14 protein-coding genes are annotated in these 20,847 nt (G+C 43.5%); 11 read left to right on the top strand and 3 right to left on the bottom strand.

The window, feature by feature from the left end; all coding sequences use genetic code 11:
• Positions 1–30: 30 nt before the first annotated feature.
• Together BFP75_RS14830 and BFP75_RS14825 are read right to left on the bottom strand one after the other, a co-directional pair.
• Positions 31–870 (bottom strand): N-acetylmuramoyl-L-alanine amidase-like domain-containing protein, encoded by an 840-nt coding sequence (locus tag BFP75_RS14830; RefSeq protein WP_099546142.1) that lies wholly within the window; start codon positions 868–870, stop codon positions 31–33.
• A complete protein-coding gene (locus BFP75_RS14825) occupies positions 867–1,949 on the bottom strand; it encodes a mechanosensitive ion channel family protein (protein WP_099546141.1) in 1,083 nt (360 codons plus the stop codon). The genes BFP75_RS14830 and BFP75_RS14825 overlap by 4 nt, the downstream gene beginning before the upstream one ends.
• 161 nt (positions 1,950–2,110) lie before the next feature.
• On the opposite strand from BFP75_RS14825, the gene hemH reads away from it, so the two are divergent.
• From hemH to BFP75_RS14770, 11 genes are all read left to right on the top strand, one after another.
• Positions 2,111–3,145, top strand: a complete 1,035-nt coding sequence (gene hemH / locus BFP75_RS14820) for a ferrochelatase (protein ID WP_099546140.1) — start codon at positions 2,111–2,113, stop codon at positions 3,143–3,145.
• A gap of 40 nt (positions 3,146–3,185) precedes the next feature.
• Positions 3,186–4,562, top strand: a complete 1,377-nt coding sequence (locus tag BFP75_RS14815; RefSeq protein WP_099546139.1) for an MATE family efflux transporter — start codon at positions 3,186–3,188, stop codon at positions 4,560–4,562.
• 305 nt (positions 4,563–4,867) lie between these two features.
• Entirely contained in the window at positions 4,868–5,971 is a 1,104-nt protein-coding gene (locus tag BFP75_RS14810; protein WP_099546138.1) for a lactonase family protein, read from the top strand.
• A gap of 156 nt (positions 5,972–6,127) precedes the next feature.
• On the top strand, positions 6,128–9,235 hold the full coding sequence (locus BFP75_RS14805; protein WP_410504089.1) for a WD40/YVTN/BNR-like repeat-containing protein: 3,108 nt from the start codon (positions 6,128–6,130) through the stop codon (positions 9,233–9,235).
• 98 nt (positions 9,236–9,333) lie between these two features.
• Positions 9,334–9,645, top strand: a complete 312-nt coding sequence (locus tag BFP75_RS14800; RefSeq protein WP_165776612.1) for a GIY-YIG nuclease family protein — start codon at positions 9,334–9,336, stop codon at positions 9,643–9,645.
• Between the two features lie 113 nt (positions 9,646–9,758).
• The gene (locus BFP75_RS14795) at positions 9,759–12,887 is read left to right on the top strand and encodes a WD40/YVTN/BNR-like repeat-containing protein (protein ID WP_099546136.1); all 3,129 of its coding nucleotides are present in this window, start codon (positions 9,759–9,761) and stop codon (positions 12,885–12,887) included.
• Between the two features lie 162 nt (positions 12,888–13,049).
• The gene (locus BFP75_RS14790) at positions 13,050–13,601 is read left to right on the top strand and encodes a CopD family protein (protein WP_099546135.1); all 552 of its coding nucleotides are present in this window, start codon (positions 13,050–13,052) and stop codon (positions 13,599–13,601) included.
• A 222-nt stretch (positions 13,602–13,823) separates the two neighbouring features.
• Positions 13,824–15,254 (top strand): sensor histidine kinase, encoded by a 1,431-nt coding sequence (locus tag BFP75_RS14785; protein WP_099546134.1) that lies wholly within the window; start codon positions 13,824–13,826, stop codon positions 15,252–15,254.
• 12 nt (positions 15,255–15,266) lie between these two features.
• Positions 15,267–16,049 (top strand): enoyl-CoA hydratase/isomerase family protein, encoded by a 783-nt coding sequence (locus tag BFP75_RS14780; protein WP_099546133.1) that lies wholly within the window; start codon positions 15,267–15,269, stop codon positions 16,047–16,049.
• 16 nt (positions 16,050–16,065) lie between these two features.
• The gene (locus BFP75_RS14775) at positions 16,066–17,616 is read left to right on the top strand and encodes a hypothetical protein (RefSeq protein WP_099546132.1); all 1,551 of its coding nucleotides are present in this window, start codon (positions 16,066–16,068) and stop codon (positions 17,614–17,616) included.
• A gap of 46 nt (positions 17,617–17,662) precedes the next feature.
• Positions 17,663–18,733 (top strand): PA0069 family radical SAM protein, encoded by a 1,071-nt coding sequence (locus BFP75_RS14770; RefSeq protein ID WP_099546131.1) that lies wholly within the window; start codon positions 17,663–17,665, stop codon positions 18,731–18,733.
• Positions 18,734–19,015: 282 nt separating this feature from the next.
• On the opposite strand, the gene BFP75_RS14765 is transcribed toward BFP75_RS14770, so the two are convergent.
• Positions 19,016–20,752 carry an amidohydrolase gene (locus BFP75_RS14765; RefSeq protein ID WP_099546187.1) on the bottom strand — a complete coding sequence of 579 codons (1,737 nt, stop codon included), beginning with the start codon at positions 20,750–20,752 and terminating at the stop codon, positions 19,016–19,018.
• Positions 20,753–20,847: the final 95 nt, after the last annotated feature.

Here is a 20,847-nt window from a genome sequence, read left to right as displayed (position 1 = left end):
AACCCAATGGTTGGTTTTTATTTTTTATTCTTATAGTGGCCTTGCCACCATAATACCTGTATTCCCTTTTATTTTTATCAAGTATTCTGCTAGCGGTTTTTCCGAAACTTCCACCTCCATGGATCCGGTGGACGCATGTAATAGATGAATTCTGCCATCGGCTTCCCTGGTGGCAATTCCTGTATGGGTGACATCCAGTCCATTGATGGAGGTTGCAAGGGCAATGATATCGCCGGATTGGATCAAATGCTCGTTTTCGGCAATCTGGTCTTGGGCCAGGACACAAATGGGCTGACTGTTCAAATACTTTTCGGAAGCCTTTATCTTTTCGAAATTGGTATCGTCAGCCAAAAAAGGATAGAGGTCCCTGTGTTCGCTCATAAAGTTGATATCCTTGGTGATTTCTTTTCCACCAATCTCTCCCGTTATGTCCTTCAATAAGCCTTTTTCGGCATTGTTGGCAATCCACTCAGAAAAATAGTGTAGTCGTGAAGTATAACCTTCAAGGTTTCCATCTTTATACCGAATGGTTTCTAAATTCTTTGTAAAATCATCAAATGAGGTTTTACCCTCTTTCAGCATCAATGAAAATGCAAGAACGTTTTCCACAAACGTGGTACAGTCCAAGCCCTGTAAGTTGACTACCAAGGTTTCCGTATCCCCAATTTCTAGCGTTTTGGCCACGTATGGCGTCTTTAGAAAGGTTTTGCCTACGGCGACTAAGGTTTGTCCAAAATCAGGTTGTTCCAAACCTTGGGTCTCATCAATTTTAGTCTGTACGGCCTGCCTGTCCAACGGAGAGCAGGTGATAGTTTGAGCCTCTATCGCACAGGATAAAAATAGAAGGGTGAAGATTAAGAGGTGTTTCATTGTTGATTTTTTTCGTTTGAATTATCCTCATTAAGTTTATCCATCAAAATCCTATTATGAACAATACTTTCCGGATAATTCTCTTGAAGGAAAGATATCAATTTTTCTCGTATATGTACCCTCAAATCCCATGCCGTTGGCGAATCCTTGGCGCTCATCAAAGCCCTTATCTCTACATAATTGGCCTTGCTATCGGTCACTTGTAGCACATTTACTTCCTTGTCCCATAAATCGGTATTTTCCAAAATCCGGGTCAGTTCCTCACGTAAAGCATCAAAAGGAACCTTGTAATCGGTATATAAAAAAACGGTGCCCAAAATGTCGGAGGAAGTTTTGGTCCAGTTTTGAAAAGGTTTTTCAATAAAATAAGGCGTAGGTACAATGAGACGGCGTTTGTCCCAAATTTTTACCACCACGTAGGTTAAAGTGATTTCCTCGATGCGGCCCCATTCCCCTTCTACGATAACTACGTCATCCAACTTTATGGGCTGGGCAATGGCAATCTGTATGCCCGCCAATACGGTTCCGATAAGTTTTTGGGCCGAAAAACCAATGATGATACCTGCCACCCCGGCCGATGCAAAAATACTCACCCCTACCTCCCTGATTTCCTGAAAACTCATAAGGACTGCCCCAATGGCCAGAATTACAACAATAAATATGATGATTCGTTCCAAAATATTGAATTGTGTATAAATTTTTCGGGCCTTAAGATTGTCCTCCGTGTTTACATCATAATTGTGGATGATGAGTTGCTTGACCACTTTTAGGATTCCAATGATAAGCCAAGTCATAGCGAATATGAAAAGAAGGGCACTGGCCTTTTTGAACCAGTATTCCTCGTTTTCCATACCCAATAATTGTCTAAAGGAAGTCATGCGGACCACAATGGAAACAAATAGGAGAAAAATGGGAAAGGCCACTCTTTTCATGACCCCCTCGGGAACCAAATACCTGGGGTCTTTACCAAATTTTCGCAATACAAATAGCGTAACCCAATAGATTACGAGGAAAACCGCGAACGAAATACCTAAATAAATCAACGATTCCCTGGGAATATCTTCGAAAACTGTATCCATAGCTCCAAGTTTGGGTACAACATACTAAAATTTGGTAGCCCACAAAATAATAGTGAAATAAATCGACGGACTTTATGGTGGTATAGAAAACTAATGCCCTAAATTAAAATATCATCGCATATCAAGTGTTATTTTTGCAGTTCATAATTCAATTTTAGGTAATGAAAGGAGTTTTACTGGTTAATTTGGGATCCCCTGATAGTCCCACCGCAAAGGACGTAAAACCATATTTGGACGAGTTTCTTATGGACGAACGCGTTATAGATGTTCCAAAAGTGTTGCGGAATATCATCGTGCGGGGTATCATTTTGCAAACCCGACCTAAAAAATCGGCCGAGGCCTATTCCAAGATTTGGTGGGAAGAAGGTTCCCCTTTGATTGTCCTTTCAGAACGGTTTACGGATAAGCTCCGCCAACAAACGGAACTTCCAGTGGCTCTGGGCATGCGATATGGGAGCATGACCATTAAAGGTGCCCTTCAGGAGTTAAAGGATAAAGGTGTAGATCAGGTTTTATTGGTACCGCTTTATCCGCATTATGCCATGTCCTCTTATGAAACTGTTGTGGTCAAGGTCCTGGAAGTGCAGGATGCATCTTTTCCTGAAATGAAAATCACGACATTACCTGCTTTTTATAAAAACACCGATTATATTAGGGTTCTTTCAGATTCCATAAAAGAGGGCTTGAAGGATTTTGAATATGACCATATTCTGTTTTCCTATCACGGAATTCCGGAACGGCACATCCGAAAATCAGACCCAACCAAGTTCCATTGTAAAATTGATGGTTCCTGTTGCCATACAAATTCCGTAGCGCACCATACCTGTTATCGCCACCAATGTTATAAAATGACCGAACTGGTCCGTAACCAGATGAACCTACCGGAAGATAAAGTAAGCGTGTCCTTTCAATCACGTTTGCCCAACGATCCTTGGTTAAAACCCTACACGGATTTTGAGTTTGAAAGATTTCCAAAAGAAGGTAAGAAGAAATTGGCGGTGGTTACCCCGGCTTTTGTGGCGGATTGTCTGGAAACTTTGGAGGAAATCGCCATGGAAGGGAAACACCAGTTTATGGAAGCTGGGGGAGAAGCCTACAAACACATACCTTGTTTAAATGACAATGATGCTTGGGTCTCCTTGATGGCGCAATGGATCGAGGAATGGCAAAAGGTAGGGGTTTTACCTCACCACTAAGGTTGACCACACTTTTATTAAAATTCAATAAATCAGGCCTATGGCCAAATTCACATCGGAAGAATTGGGTAAACAGCCCATAGGAAAACTCTTGGTAGCCCAGGCAGTGCCTGCCAGTATTGGAATTCTTGTGATGTCATTGAACGTATTGGTCGATTCCATTTTTGTGGGAAACTGGATCGGTTCCATTGCCATAGCGGCCATAAACGTGGTACTGCCGGTATCATTTTTTATAGGAGCTCTGGGTATGGCCATTGGTGTAGGTGGATCGAGTATCATCTCAAGAGCTCTTGGGGCTGATGATAAGGAAAAGGCCTTTACCACTTTTGGGAACCAAATCACCCTTACGTTGGGTATCACCATAACGATGGTAGTTATGGGGCTTTCCTTGTTGGAGTCCATCATTCCCGCTTTTGGGGGTAAAGGAGCAATATACGATCCGGCCAAGGTCTACTATACCATTGTGCTGTACGGAGTACCTTTTTTGGCACTTTGTATGATGGGGAATACCGTTATAAGGGCGGAGGGCAAACCAAAATTCGCCATGATAGCCATGATCATACCCTCTGTAGGAAACCTACTCATGGACTATGTGTTTATTTATGTTTTTGATTGGGGGATGGCCGGTGCCGCTTGGGCCACTACAATAGGCTATGTTTTGTGTTTTTTATACGTAGGATACTTTTTCTTCTCGCAATACTCAGAAATGAAAGTCCAATGGAAGCATTTAGGATTGAATGTTCCTGTTGTAGGGGAAATAGGTTCTCTTGGTTTTGTGACACTGGCAAGGCAGGCGGTAGTAAGTATTATCTATTTGATCATGAACAACATTCTTTTCACCCTTGGTGGCGAAGCCATGGTGGCGGTATATGCTATCATCGGTAGAATGTTGATGTTTGCCCTTTTCCCTGTATTTGGGGTAACCCAAGCATTTTTGCCCATAGCCGGATTCAATTATGGGGCTAAAAAATACCAAAGGGTACGAAAATCGATTAATACGGCCATTACCTATGCCTCTGTTTTGGCCACCGTGGTTTTCATAGGTCTTATGATATTCCCAGAGGCCATTACCGCACTCTTCCTTAGCGATAAACCTGGCATGTCTGCCCATGATTTGGAAACAAATGCCTTTGTCATGGAAAATGCCCCAAATGCCATGCGTTGGGTTTTTGCGGCAACCCCAATAATAGCATTACAGTTAATAGGGGCGGCCTATTTTCAAGCTATAGGGAAGGCCATACCCGCACTGTTGCTCACCCTTTCCAGACAAGGTTTTTTCTTTATCCCATTAATCCTGATTTTACCCAAAGTTTATGGGGAACTGGGTGTTTGGATTTCCTTTCCTATTGCCGATGTGTTGGCAACAATCGTCACAGGCTATTTTTTGAGACGGGAAATTAAGACAACATTGGTGTAAGGCGGGAATAATTGTCTTCTATTCTTAGGGGACTTATGTCCTATTTAATTTGAATTAAATAGTGACATTTCACATCATTTGGGGTCTAAAAAGGAAATACATCCCCCATGTTGTACATAGTTTTAGTCGTAGTTTCATTAGTGTTGTTAATTCTCATGGTGCTTGCCATCATCGATTTGAAAAAATCGTCCAAAGAATATCGCGCGTACAAGAAACGAGAAACGCATTCCAAAATCGATACTTAGTTTCTAGGGCTATGTCGATTTCACAAGAAGTGACTACATTTAGGTAAATTTTTTGTGCAAATGAAAAAATTGAGAATTATCATGCTATGCTTAAGCATGCTTTCTTTGATGGGATGTAATACCAATACAGAACAAGCTATGTACAATTTATATGTAGGGACTTATACGAATGGTGAGAGTAAAGGGATCTATAAATTTACGTTCAATGTCAATACGGGAGCCCTTACGGACAAACAATTGGCGGCAACCATTGAAAATCCATCCTACATAAAATTCGCCCCGGATAATTCTATCCTCTACTCCGTGCTTGAAACGGATTCCTTTGAAAATAATTCAGGAGGCGTCACGGCCTATGAGCTCATAAATGGTAAGCTTGTTCAAAAAGGGGGTGTGGCTACCGTGGGTGCCCATCCATGTCATATTGCTGTTTCAGATGATGGTAAAAATTTGGCTGTTTCCAGTTATACCGGTGGTAGTGCCACTATTTTTGATTTGGACGATTCTGGAAGTTTACAAGGCAATCCACAAATCATTGATCATAAAAGTCTAGACACAGTTAAGGTTTCTCATGTTCATTCCGCTGAATTTATCAAAGATGGATTATTTATTGCCGATTTGGGATTGGTTGCGGTTAAGCGATACAAATTGGCAAATGGTATGTATGTTCCACACGAACGAGCTTCCATTGACCTACCCGATGGAGCCGGGCCAAGGCATTTTACTTTTGGTCAAAATGGCAAGTATCTGTATGTCATCAATGAACTGAATTCCTCCATTACCGTATTTGAAAGGGAAGGTTCGAGCTATGTGGAAAAAGAAGTACATGCTACACTATCCCAAGATTTTTCGGGGGAGAGTTACTCTGCCGATATTCATTTGTCCCCCGATGGTAAATTCCTGTATGGCTCCAACCGTGGCGAACAGACCATCGTCATTTTTAAAGTGGACAAAGCAACAGGTTCCTTGAGTCTGGTGGGCAGGGAATCCGTTAGAGGGGATTGGCCCCGTAATTTTGTTATAGACCCAAGTGGTAGATTTTTATTGGTGGCGAACCAAAAAAGCAGCAATATTGTTGTTTTCAAAAGAAATCAAGAGCAAGGCGCCTTAGAATTTCTGGAAGAAATGGCTTTGCCCAATCCGGTTTGCCTGGAGTTTTTGGATTGAATATGTTTCTGATGATTTTGCATTAGAATAGGATGCTCATTAAATTCCAGTTCTTTTTACATTTTATCCTAAGTTGAATTAAAAGCTTTTCTTAAATTTAGAGTCGACTAATTCAAAGAACTGAAAATGAAATCCAATTACTCCTTTACGGGCCTCATGGCCCTTTTCCTATTATTGCTGCCCATTACAACGGAAGGACAGCGTAGAAACAAATCAAAAAGTGTTGAAGTTTCATATCCGCAGGAATTGTATTCCAGCCTTGAATATCGTAGCATAGGTCCTTATCGTGGGGGAAGATCGGCTGCGGTCACAGGCGTGCCGGGAGAGCCCAATCTATTTTATTTTGGGGCTACCGGTGGCGGAGTCTGGAAGACCTTGGATGGCGGCCGTACCTGGGAAAACATATCCGATGGTTATTTTGGTGGAAGTATCGGTGCAGTGGAGGTGGCGAAAAGCGACCCGAATGTAATCTATGTGGGCGGTGGCGAAAAGACCCTAAGAGGTAACGTTTCTTCAGGGTATGGCATTTGGAAAACCGTAAATGGCGGTAAAACTTGGGAAAAGGCCGGTTTGGAAAAAAGCAGGCATGTACCAAGAATAAGGGTGCATCCAACCGATTATAACACCGTATACGCAGCGGTATTGGGAGATATTTATAAGCCGACAAAAGAAAGAGGTATCTATAAAAGTACCGATGGTGGTGCCTCCTGGAAACAAGTCCTTTTCGTAAACGAACAGGCGGGTGCGGTCGATTTGACCTTTGATCCAAACAACCCAAGGATTTTGTATGCTTCCACTTGGAGAGCCCAAAGAACCCCATACAGTTTAAGCAGTGGAGGGGAAGGTTCCGCTCTTTGGAAAAGTACGGACAGTGGTGAAACGTGGACTGAGATATCCAAGAACGAAGGTTTTCCACAAGATACCTTGGGAATCATAGGGGTAGCTGTATCACCCAAGAATTCGGAGAGGGTTTGGGCCATTGTCGAAAATAAGGAAAAGGGCGGTTTGTATCGTTCCGAAGACGGTGGTAAAAAATGGTCCTTGGTCAATAGTGATCGTAATTTGAGACAAAGGGCATGGTATTATACCCGTGTGTATGCAGATACCCAGGATGCCGATGTCGTCTATGTTTTGAACGTAAGCTATCACAAATCCATGGACGGAGGTAAGACTTTTAAGTCCTTTAACGCCCCGCATGGCGACCATCATGATCTTTGGATATCGCCTGAGAACGGTCAGCGAATGATCATTGGTGATGACGGGGGTGCGCAAATTTCCTATGACGGCGGGGAGACCTGGAGTACCTATTACAACCAACCTACGGCACAGTACTACAGGGTGACTACGGACAATCATTTTCCATACCGAATTTATGTGGCGCAACAGGATAATTCCACACTTCGTGTCAATCACAGAAGCGATGGTTCCGCCATCACGGAGGACGATTGGGAGGAAACCGCAGGAGGGGAATCCGCTTGGATCGCCGTAGACCCGGAGAATGATGATATCGTTTACGGTGGTAGTTACGATGGCTTCCTTACCCGCGTGAACCATGAAAAAGGTACCGTTAGGGGCATCAACGTATGGCCCGACAACCCCATGGGTGCTGGTGCCGAGGCAATGAAATATCGTTTTCAGTGGAATTTCCCAATTTTATTCAGTAGGCATAACCCCAACAAATTATACACCTTTTCCAATCAAGTGCACATGACCACCAATGAAGGTCAGAGTTGGGAGGTGTTGAGTGGGGATCTTACCAGAAACGACCCTACCAAGTTAGGTTCTAGTGGTGGGCCCATTACCCAAGATAATACAAGTGTTGAATACTACTGTACCATCTTTACCGCCAATGAAAGTCCGTTAAAGGAAGGCTTGCTTTGGGTGGGTAGCGATGACGGACTGATCCACATTTCTAAGAACGGGGGCGAAACTTGGGAAAATGTTACCCCATCCAATATGCCGGAGTGGAACATGATCAATAGCATTGAACCTTCCGCTTTTGATGAGGGTACTTGTTATGTAGCAGCAACCCGTTATAAACTGGGTGATTTCCAGCCCTATTTATATAAAACAACGGATTATGGCCAGACTTGGACTAAAATTACCAATGGGATAAATGAAGAACATTTTACCCGGGTGGTTCGGGAAGACCCCAAAAGAAAAGGGTTGTTATATGCAGGAACGGAAACAGGAATGTATATTTCCTTTGATGATGGTGCCAACTGGAATTCCTTCCAAATGAACCTACCAATTGTGCCCATTACGGATTTGACCATCAAGGACGATAATCTAATCGTGGCCACCCAAGGGAGAAGTCTTTGGATGATCGATGATCTAACCGTATTGCATCAATTGGAGGAAGGTAAAAAATCCTCTGAACAAATTCTTTACAAGCCAAAAGATTCCTATCGTACTAAAGGGAGGGCATCTAGCAGACCTTCCAAGACGTCGGGACAAAACCACCCTAACGGTGTGGTGACTCATTTTTATTTAAAGAATCTCAGCGAAAAGGATAGTGTACATCTAACCTATACCTCCATGGCCGGGGATACCTTGGCCACCTATAATAACTTTACGAAGGAAAAGGACCAAAAACTAGAGGTAAAAAAGGGGGGCAATACCTTTGTTTGGGACACTCGGGGCAAAGGAGCCAAATTATTGGACGGCATGATACTCTGGTGGGCCAATTTGGATGGTCCCAAGGCGGTTCCCGGAAACTACAAGGTTCATTTGAACGTAAACGGTTCAACTAGCACGCAGGATTTCAAGATAGTTCCAGACCCAAGAGCCGAGGCATCGGTGGCCGATATGCAAAAGCAATATGATTTTATTACCGATATCAACACGACCATAGATAAGGCCCATAAATCCATAGAAAAGATTAGGAATGTCACCGCACAGTTGGATGCTTTTAGCAAGCAATATGCGGATAACGAGTCTACCAAAGAGCTTATCGAAAAGGCCAAAAAAATGAAGGAAAGCTTGGGCGAGGTCGAGAAGGCTTTGTACCAGACCAAGAATAGGAGTAGGCAAGATCCATTGAATTTCCCCATTAAGTTGACCAACAAATTGGGACATTTGAACAGTCTGGTCGCCATTGACGACTTTCCTCCCACGGAACAGGACATTGCCGTTAAGAATGAGCTCACAGCTGCTATCAACAAGGAATTGGACAAGTTTGATGCGGTGATGTCTGATGAGCTCAAAGCGTTCAATGCCGCTTTCAATGACTTAAAATTGAATTATTTGTTTTTAGAGGACTAAATAAAAGGCACCTGTCTCTTCGAGCGGAGTCGAGAAGCCCCGGAACATGGGTCTCGACTACGCTCGACCTGACAGTCTTTTAGTTTTAAATAGGTTAAATGCGATATTATTATGTTTATATGGCGCAATGTGCTGATCAAAGCATTTACATAGGTTTAACCAATGATTTAGAAAGACGAACAAGAGAACACAACTACGGTTTGAACGATAATTCATACACTTCTAGACGCCGACCTGTTGTTATCATATGGCATCAAGAATTTATGCAATTTGAACAAGCGGAAAAATTTGAAAAGAGAATAAAGAAATGGAGTAGGGCGAAGAAAATGGCATTAGCAAATGGGGACTATGATTTATTAAGGTTATTCTCAGTATGTAAAAATGAAACCAATTTTAAGAATAAGGACTAACTGAACTACAACTGTCACTTCGAGCGGAGTCGAGAAGCTTTGGTTCACGGATCTTAAACTAACACAAGTCGATAAAAATAGAACTCGAAAAAGGAGTAAACCAATTACGTAAAATGAAAAGCAAATATCTAGTATTATTGACGCTGCTCGCGTGCAGTGCCACTTTTGCCCAATCGGCAAATGAGTATTTCAAACCCATGAAATACCGCAATATAGGACCTTTTAGAGGTGGGCGTTCGGTTACGGCCTCCGGCGTGGTGAATGATCCCATGACCTATTATATGGGTACAACTGGAGGCGGACTTTGGAAGACCGAGACCGCCGGTCAGAAATGGGTAAATATATCCGACGGATATTTCAAAACCGGTTCCGTAGGAGCCATAGCGGTATCAAAATCGAATCCCAACATTCTATACTGCGGCATGGGCGAGCATGCCCCCAGAGGAGTGATGACGTCTTACGGTGATGGGGTATATAAGTCCACCGATGCAGGGAAGACATGGCAACATTTAGGATTGGAAAAGACCCAGCATATTTCCAGGATCATCATTCACCCAACAAATCCCGATATTGTTTATGTAGCTGCCCAAGGAGCACTTTTTGAAGGCAATCCCGAAAGAGGTATCTACAAATCCGTTGATGGAGGCAAGACTTGGAAGAACACCTTGTTCGTAAATAATTTGACCGGTGCGGTAGAACTTTCTATGGATGCCAACTATCCTGAAATTATGTATGCTGCCATGTGGGAGCATCAGAGAAAACCGAATATTGTAATCAGTGGCGGGGAAGGAAGTGGCCTGTACAAATCCACCGATGCCGGAGAGACATGGAAAAAAATCCATGAGGGTCTTCCAGAGGAAAAAGGAAAAATGGCCATATCGGTAAGCCCTGTTAATTCAAATAAAGTGTACGCATTGATAGAAAGTGATTCCAATGCGGACAAAGGGGGACTTTTCGTATCCAACGATGCGGGGGAATCCTGGACCATGGTGAGCGGAGACAACAGATTGGTACAGCGGGCTTGGTACTATATTGAGGTTTTTACCGACCCAAATGATGAGGATACCGTCTATGTGCTAAGCGCCAATATGTTCCGTTCCGAAGACGGCGGGAAGACTTGGGAAACCATTGATGTACCGCATGGGGATACACACGATTTGTGGATAAACCCGGATAATTCCAAAAACATGGTGATGGCCGATGACGGAGGCGCTACCATTACCTTTGATTATGGAGAAACTTGGTCGGCGCAGGATAATATGCCAACGGCACAGTTTTATAGAATAAGTGTTGACAACCTGTTTCCATACAATATTTATGGCGGTCAGCAGGACAACACTTCGGTTCGAATCGCCAGCTTATCCTTGGGAAGGGGCGGTATAACGAAGGAGGACTGGACCTATTCTGCCGGTGGTGAAAGTGCCTTTTTGGCCTTTGACCCAGATAATCCAAGGTATGTATTGGGCGGAAGTTATTTGGGAACTATCGAAGTGCTTGATACGGAAACTAAAAGTTCTACCAACATTATGGCGGCCCCCATACAGTATTTGGGAAGGGAAGCCAGGAACATGAAATATCTGTACAACTGGAATGCCCCGATCATAGGTTCCATCCACGAACCGGGAACGTACTACCATGGCGCACAATTGGTGCTGAGAACCCGCGACATGGGTGTTAGTTGGGAGGAGATTTCCCCGGATTTGACAAGAGATATCGATGCAAAGCAAGGAAACGGTGGCGGACCTTACACCAATGAAGCTGTTGGGGCAGAAAACTACGGAACCTTGGCCTATTTGATAGAATCCCCGCACGAAAAAGGTGTTTTTTGGACCGGGAGCGATGATGGTCTTGTACATATTACCAAAAATGGTGGTGAAACCTGGGAAAATGTAACCCCAAAGGGACTGAGCGAATGCTTGATCAATGCTATAGAGGTATCACCTCACGACCCTGCAACTGCCTATATCGCCACCACCCGATACAAGTTCAACGACTACACACCGGCCCTTTACAAAACAACGGATTATGGGAAAACCTGGACCAATATCAGTGCTGGTATCCCTTACGGGGCCTTTACAAGAGTGGTTCGGGAAGATGAAAATAAGAAAGATTTATTGTATGCGGGTACGGAACTCGGTATGTACATTTCTTGGAACGGTGGCAAAGCATGGGAGCCTTTTCAGTTGAATTTACCGGTAACCCCTGTGTTGGATTTAAAGGTCCATAGAGGGGATCTAATTGTGGCTACCTCGGGCCGATCTTTCTGGATTTTGGACAATATCAATGCCATTAGCCAGTATGAACCAGCCAAAAAGGGGTTGAAATTATTGAAGCCAAGTGCGGCCTACGCCGGTTCTTGGGGAAGCCCCATGAGCAGTAATTCCAAGGAGCTTACTGCTACAGATGCCTTTGACGGGGTCAATCCGGCGAAAGGTATGGTGCTGTATTATGAATTGCCAAAATTGAAGGATTCCACCAAGATTTCCATGGAAATCAGGGATTCAAAAGGGAAATTAATACGGAGTTTTAGTTCGGAAAAAGACAAAGACTATATACCACATAACGGTGGGGGAGCACCTCCGTCACCTGTATTGCCCAAAAATGAAGGTTTGAACCGTTTTGTGTGGGATATGGGCCATACCATTGTACCTGGCATTCCAGGTGTGTATATTGAGGCAAATTTTAGAGGTCATGATGCAATTCCTGGAACATATACCATTGCGCTTAAAGTTGACGATGAAATGGTGAGTACCAAAGGAGAGATCAAAGCTATACCTACCATTGAAATGAAACCGGGACAATTTGAGGAGTATGACGCTTTTATGACTGACATGGAGCAAAAAATAACGGAAATGCATACCATGGTCAATTCCCTTTTCAAGGTCCAAAACAAATTGAAAGCAGTATTGACGGATTTGGACGATGAAGCTTTAAAATCAAAAGGTGAAGCTCTTTTGGAAAAAATGAAGGTGTGGGACGCCGATATGGTACAGCGTAAATCTCAGGCCTATGACGATGTGGAGAATTTCCCCAACAAGTTTACGGCGGAATATCTGTTCTTGTTGAACCAGACCAGTGGTAGTATTCCACGGGTAAACAAGTCGAATTTGGACAGGAAGCAGGAATTGGACCAGCAATGGATACCATTAAAAGCTAGGGGCGAAGCCTTGTTCAATACCGATATTCCGGCATATAACAAAGCACTTTGGGAAGCGGGTATTGGGGCTTTAAATCCGAAGTAGTTCATAAACAGTTCTTTCTTTTGAACGTTTCTGGTTTTGTTTTGTAACCGTTTTATAAGTTTGTTAGTGGAATAGTGAAATAGTTGTAGAAATAATAAGTGTTTGAACTTGAACTTGATACTTGTATTTGATTATTGTATTTGAGTTTGATGTTATGAGAATATGACCGAATATTACAATTATATAAAAGCCTTGCACCTGATTTTTGTGATCACTTGGTTTGCAGGGCTTTTTTACATCCCAAGGTTGTTTATTTACCATATAGAAGCACAACAGAAACCTGATAATGAAAGGGAGATATTGAGTACCCAGTTTAAGTTAATGGAAAAAAGGCTATGGTATATCATTACCTGGCCCTCCGCTATTTTGGCGACTATATTTGCTATCTGGTTATTGCTCTTAATGCCCCAGTGGTTGCAACAACCTTGGATGCATGTGAAATTGGGTTTTGTGGTTTTGCTCATTGCCTATCATATAAAGAATCATCTAATCTTTAAGAAATTCCAAAGAGATGAGATACGCTATTCCTCCAATTATATGCGTGTTTGGAACGAGGGTGCCACGCTGATCCTATTTGCGGTGGTTTTTCTGGTCATATTAAAAAGCGCCTTCAATTGGATTTTTGGCGTAGTAGGTATCATTGTTTTGGGAATCCTTTTGATGCTGGGAATCAAGCTTTACAAACGCATTCGAAACAAAAATCCCGATGCATAATAATTTTATGCTATTCCCTTTTTATAATTTAACTAGAAACTAGAAACTAGAAACTGGAAACTGGAAACTGGAAACTGGAAACTGGAAACTGGAAACTGGAAACTTGACATTTGCGCTTGAACCTGAATTTGAACGCGCTTTGGTGCGATATTTGCTAACTTTGGGAAAACAACAAGTCCTTTGCTAAGAAAATTCTCTTTACGGTCGCGCATATTCGTATCCATGATTTTATTGGTGCTCATCGCATCGGTACTTATATTGGGCGTTACCATCTATCAGTTTAGGGAAATCAATAGGGATTATCATGAAAACAGGATGGAACGCAAGGAGGAGCAAATCAGGCAGAGCATTGATTTGACCATTCAAAAAACGACCTATCCCGTTACTACGCAATACCTTGGGCTTATTTTTAAGGAGGAAATTTATGAGATTGCCGTGGTGCAAAACATGAATTTTAATATTTATAGTTTGGAAGGTGAGTTGATCAAAAGCTCAAGGCCCAAAATTGAAAATGACCCTATTTCCTTATGTCTTGACCCTGAAATTCTCAACCAATTGGAAACAAGTGTGGACAAGAGATATGTTGAGAGAAATAAGGCAGCGGGCGACCAGTATCAGGCTTCGTACACTTACATAGCGGACCGTCACTTTAAGCCCATAGGCATACTGAACCTGCCCTATTTTGAAGATAATTCGTTCAACGACAAGGAGTTGAACGAGTTTCTGGCGCGCTTGGGCGGCGTCTATTTTCTCATGTTCCTATTGGCCATTGGGTTGGCTTATTTCATATCAAAATACATAACGCGGTCCTTGGAGGCAATAAGCGATATGATGGAACGTACGGACCTTACCCGCAGGAACGAGAAAATCCATTTGGAAAAGCCCGGTGAGGAAATAGAAAAATTGATTTCCTCCTACAATGCCATGATTGATGAACTAAGTATAAGTGCGGCGAAATTGGCCAAAAGCGAAAGGGAACAGGCTTGGAGGGAAATGGCCAAACAGGTGGCCCATGAAATCAAAAATCCATTGACCCCTATGCGATTGAGCGTTCAAAGCTTTCAACTTAAATTTGACCCCAAGGATCCCAATATTACCGAAAAAGTTGCTGAATACTCCAAAACGCTTATCCAGCAGATCGATACCATGAGCAGCATTGCCTCGGCATTTTCAAGTTTTGCCGAAATGCCGGCACAGCAGAACGAGACCCTCAATGTTGTAAAAATCGTAAAACTCGCTTTGGATATTTTCAATGAGGATTACATCCATTTTATCGCCGAAGAAGAGGAAATTATTGCAAAATTGGATCGGACCCAATTGATACGCGTCGTTACCAATTTGGTAAAAAACGCCATCCAGGCTATACCGGATGAACATGATTCCCCTAGGATTTTGGTTTCCGTGGCCATTGACGGGGATATGGTCAAAATTTCCGTCGCGGACAACGGTATTGGTATTGAAAAGGATTTTGAGGACAAGATTTTTGAACCCAAGTTCACCACAAAGACCAGTGGGATGGGTCTTGGTCTGGGAATGGTAAAGAATATCGTAGAAACTTACAAAGGGAGCATTAATTTCACGTCCCAGCCAGGGAAGGGCACTGTTTTTTGTGTTAAATTCCCAAGGGTTGGAAGAATGAAAACTATAAAATAAAAGCGAAAGAACATGTCTTACGAAACAATACAGGTAGCATTGGGAGAAGCTGTTGCAACCATCACCATAAATAGACCAAAAAAGTTAAATGCTTTGAACCGGGAGACCATTCAAGAATTGCATGAAGCCCTTTCAGAACTGGAACAGGATGCTGATGTAAAGGTCATCATAATCACCGGGAGTGGTGAAAAGGCCTTTGTGGCCGGGGCCGATATTTCTGAGTTTGCGGATTTCTCCGTAAAAAAAGGCAAGAAACTGGCCGCCAAAGGTCAGGAATTGTTGTTCGATTTTATTGAAAACCTATCCAAGCCGGTGATAGCGGCCGTTAACGGTTTTGCCTTGGGTGGCGGGTTGGAACTGGCCATGGCCTGTCATTTTAGGGTGGCAAGTGATAACGCCAAAATGGGCCTTCCAGAGGTTTCCCTGGGCGTGATTCCGGGATATGGGGGGACACAGCGACTTCCACAACTGGTTGGTAAGGGAAGAGCCATGGAAATGATCATGACGGCTGGCATGATTTCTGCCGAACAAGCAAAAAATTATGGCTTGGTAAACCATGTCGCAACACAGGAAGAACTGCTTCCATTATGTCATAAAATTGCCGAAAAAATCTGCAATAACTCACCTGTAGCCATATCCCATGCAATAAAAGCGGTAAATGCGGGTTTTATGAATACTGTAAACGGCTACGAGCAGGAAATTGAGGCTTTTGGGACGTGTTTTGGAACGGACGATTTTGCTGAAGGCACCACGGCATTTTTAGAAAAAAGAAAAGCTGATTTTCCGGGTTCGTAGATAAAGCGAACCTACCATGTTTAAAAAAATTTTCCTAGTACTGTTTTTGGCAGCTGTAAACCTTTCCGTTGCCCAACAGGCCGATGTCGCCTATAACATCGGCGAAAAATACAATGACAAGTACAAGTATTCCAATCTTTTGGCCATTGCGGATGACGGCCAAGGCGGAACGGTCATCGTTAGGGCCTACTACACGGGAATCGTGCTTAAACCCAAGGGCTATTTCATAGAGCATTACAACAAGGATTTGGAATTGTTGTCCGAATTCAATTACAAGCTGAAAAATGCCAATTTCGTGGATGCGTATATCAAGAACGGGCAGGCCTATTTGCTTTTCCTGGAATACAATTACCAAAGCATGGCCTACGAATATCAAATCCATAGAAGCCCGTACACGGATTACCAGTTCACCAAGGAGACTATTTTGAGCATTCCATCGGATCCCGTTGCTGAGCCGCTGGACCGCAATTACTACAACAGGAATTTTTCGTCGGGGTTCACTACATCGGTCCTATTTAACGATGAGAAATCAGCCTTTGCCATAACTACCCACTTTAAAAAGGGTAAGAACAACCAGCATTATATCCATGTTTTTGATGCGGGACTGAACAAATTGATGGAGCATGATTTTTCCGCAGAAGTTGAGGAAAAAAATTATGCCTTTGAGACGATAACCTTCTCGGAAGACTTGAGCAATGTATACTTGGTAGGGAAAGCCTATTTCAAGAAAAAGAGGTTCAATGCTACGGATCGCAAGTTTCAATATGAAATGGTACGGGTTTCCAGTACGGGTGGCACAACACAGTCGTTTTACACGCCAGGCAAGTTTCCAGAGGCCCTGAAACCAATTTTTAAGGGCAAGGAATTGTTGTGTCTCGGTTTCTATGCCGATAGAAAAGATAACCGTTACAACGGTATCTCCTACTTTAAATTGAATCCGAGGACATTGGAAATCGAAAGTCAAAAGTTCAACCCATTTTCGGAACAGTTCATGATGGACAAATTTGGTAGGGAAGAGGACAAGACACTAAAAAACTTGGTATTTAAGGGAATGAATATTACGTCCAAGGGACATATTCTATTCAATGCCGAAGAGTATTTTACCAGCACCAGTACACAGGCAAACAGTAGTGGCGGTAGGGTATTGGTCACCAGATATCACCACAATGACATTGTAAGTGCCAAACTGAGCGGGGAGGGCGACTTGATTTGGGCAAGAAATATAAACAAAACCGAAGTCACCCAAGGCGATGGGGCCTACGCCTCGTATAGTTCCCTCACCAAGGATGATACTACCTACTTTTTTATCAGTACCTCGGCCGAAAACCCACAGCAGTTAAGTGACGAACGCATCATGTTCAAGCAGGGATTGAGCAGGAATAGGAACGTGTTTTTGATCAAGTTGGATGAAAATGGCCGCATGAACTATGAAAAGGTTATCGATGATACCGATGCCCGCTTACCCCTAATGGTTTCCAAACCCTATATAGACAAATTGCATGACGAGCTCATGTTCTACGCCAAAAGGGGAACAAAAAAACAATTGGTCCAAGTAGCGGTTAAATAATTTCATGTATTGGATTTATTCCATATTTTTGGAATAAATCCAATACATGAACAATTCTCCAATTAAAGGAAGGGGTGCGCAGGAAAATACACCTAACAAATTCCTTCAACATAGTTATGAAACTCGGGACGATTTTCTGGAGTTTTGCCGATTGGAAGGTGAGGAGGCCGATAAAAACAAAACCCAGTACATTCCTATTTTTCCGAAGACGATAGTCAATGAAGTAACGAGTCCCGATGTTGGAATGATGTATTCCATGAACCCCTATCAAGGCTGTGAACATGGCTGTATTTATTGCTATGCCCGAAACACCCACGAATACTGGGGTTACAGTGCTGGATTGGATTTTGAGCGTAAGATTCTCGTCAAGAAAGATGCCCCTAAATTGTTGGAGTCCAAGCTTAAAAGTTCATCCTGGAAGGCGAATACCATTGTGCTTTCCGGCAATACAGATTGCTATCAGCCTGCGGAACAGGAATTCAAATTAACACGGGCTTGTTTGGAGGTCTTTTTGAAATACCGACATCCGGTAGGCATCATCACTAAAAATGCCTTGATATTAAGGGATTTGGACCTTTTAAAGGAATTGAACGCATACGGACTGATTGGGGTGAATGTCTCTTTAACCTCATTAAGGGAGGAAACAAGAAGGATATTGGAACCAAGAACCGCATCCATCCCCAAAAGGTTGAAGGCGATAAAAGTACTGTCCGATAACGGGATACCTGTCAACGCGATGCTGGCACCCATCATTCCGGGGATCAATAGCCATGAGATCATGGATTTGGCCAAAGCGGTATCGGAAAATGGGGCAGTATCCTTTGCTTTTACCGTGGTGCGATTGAACGGTGCCATTGGCGGTATTTTTACCGATTGGATTCGCAAGACCCTACCGGACAAAGCCGACAAAGTGCTGAACCAAATCAAGGAATGCCATGGAGGTACCCTAAACGATAGCCGCTACGGAATCCGAAGCAGGGGAGAGGGCAAAATAGCCACCCAAATCCATGATATGGTAAGGCTCGCCAAACAGAAATACTTTAAGGACAAAAAATTCCCTGCCTTGAATACGGAACTGCATGCGCAATATAAGACGGGACAATTAAGCCTTTTTTAAAGTTTTGGATATTTTCATTAAGTTGAGGGAAGTTTTAAACTTTGCATAGAAGGCAATATGATGGAACTAAACGATCATAAAGCAATTTATTGGCTTGGTCACATTTTTGTAATAGGTTTAGGCACGAGCGTAACGCTCGCGCCAGCGGGGGAAAGTTGCGCTTGGAATGGCTTTAGAAACCTATTGGTTAAACTTGGACTGAAAAACAACTACAACTAATAGCTAAGCGTTCGTCTGGTCGGTACGAACCCCCTAACGTAAGCATCCATGCTTTTGCTGGCATCAATTCATATTCTTAGCGTAAACTACCTGCCCATTAAAAATGGTCATGGCCACTTGAGTGTCCAATAATGTATCCTCCGGTACCGTCATTAGGTCTTGGTCATAAATGGTAAAGTCGGCCAGCTTACCTTCGGTAATGGAACCTTTAATACCTTCTTCAAAGGCGCCATAGGCTGCATCGAGCGTATAGGATCTCAATGCCTGTTGCCGGGTCATTTTCTGATCGGGTTCATAGCCACCTTCTGGACTTCCTTCAAGTGTTTTCCGTGTGACGCTTGCATAAAAACTGGCTATGGGGTTCAATGGTTCCACGGGAACGTCCGTACCGTTCACCACGGGAATCCCACTTTTTAATAGGGCCTGCCACATATAGGCACCTTCCTTGATACGCTTTTCGCCCAATCGGTCTATCGCCCAAGGACGATCAGAGGATAAATGCACGGCCTGCATGGCGGGTATGACCCCAAGCTCCGCAAACCTTGGAATGTCGTCCGGGTGTAAATGTTGGGCATGTTCAATACGAAACCTGTTGTCATTGACCATCTGTGGTTTTTCCATAAAAGCCGCTTCATAGCGGTCCAGGATTTCCCGGTTGGCACGATCTCCAATGGCATGGGAACACACTTGGAAACCATGTTCCAAACCGTTCAGGGACGTTTCCTTGACAAATTCCATGGGCAGGGTCTCATGGCCGAAGTGATCTTGTCTATCGGAATAGGATTCCAATAACCAGGCACCTCTAGACCCAAGCGCCCCGTCACAATTCAATTTAATGGACCGTATTGTAAAAAGGTGCTCAGGGTCTACGTTGGGACCCTTTTCGTACCATTCATTGAGGAGCTCTTTGTCCCATCCCGTTAACATGGCGTACATACGTATCCCCATTTTGCCTTCGGCCTTCATGTTATTGTAAAGTGCAATGGTCTCCCTCCCGATGCCTGCATCGTGGAATCCTGTGATACCGTTCCTGTGGCAGGCCGCTACGGCAAGTTCGAAGGCTTGAATGTCCTTTTCCGGGGTGTTTTCTGGGATGTGTTTGGTAATAAGGGTCATGGCGCGCTCATTAAAGACGCCTGTTGGAAGCCCCAGGTCATCCACGATGACCTCACCGCCTTCCACGGAGAGCGCGTCCATATTTTCCGTTCCCATCACTTGAAGACCGGCCAATTCCATGGCCTTGGCATTGGCAAAACCGGCATGGCCACTGGCATGTCTTAAATACACGGGGTTGTCCGGTGATATGGCACTAAGTGCTTCATGGGTTGGGAAACCCAAAACGCTGTTTTCAGGGAGTTGGTCCCATTTGCTCTGGTGCCAGCCCCGTCCCGTAATCCATTCTCCTGGCTTTGCTTTCTGGACCGCATCGGCAACGGCATCGATAATTTCCTGGAAGCTTTTGGTATTGATGAGGTCGAGATTGAGTTCATTGTAACCGAGACCCATAAAATGCCCATGCCCTTCGATCAGTCCGGGTGTCATGGTTTTGCCTTCAAGATTTATTTCTTGGGTCTCTGGGCCTTTTAGTTTTTCGGCATCCTCCAAACTACCGGAAAACAGTATTTTGTTGTCAAGGGTCACAACGGCCTCAACCTTGGGATTCAGGGAATCCATGGTGTAAATTGGGCCACCGTGGATCAGCAAGGTGCCTGTCTGTTTCTTTTCGGTTGAACAGGATTGTATAAGGAATGCGATGCAAATTAACAGAAGGGAACGCGAAGCGAATTGATTTAGGGACATATGATATGGTTTGATTTTTGAATTCAATGAAAGTATATCTTTTTTATCACAAAAAAAACCGTCTAAATCAAATTACGTTTTAGACGGCCTTCTAT

It is taken from the genome of Maribacter sp. 4G9 (assembly GCF_002742265.1).
Classification (GTDB): Bacteria; Bacteroidota; Bacteroidia; order Flavobacteriales; family Flavobacteriaceae; genus Maribacter.
The sequence above is the reverse complement of the archived record's forward strand: the minus strand, read 5'-3'. Positions and strand labels throughout refer to the sequence as shown.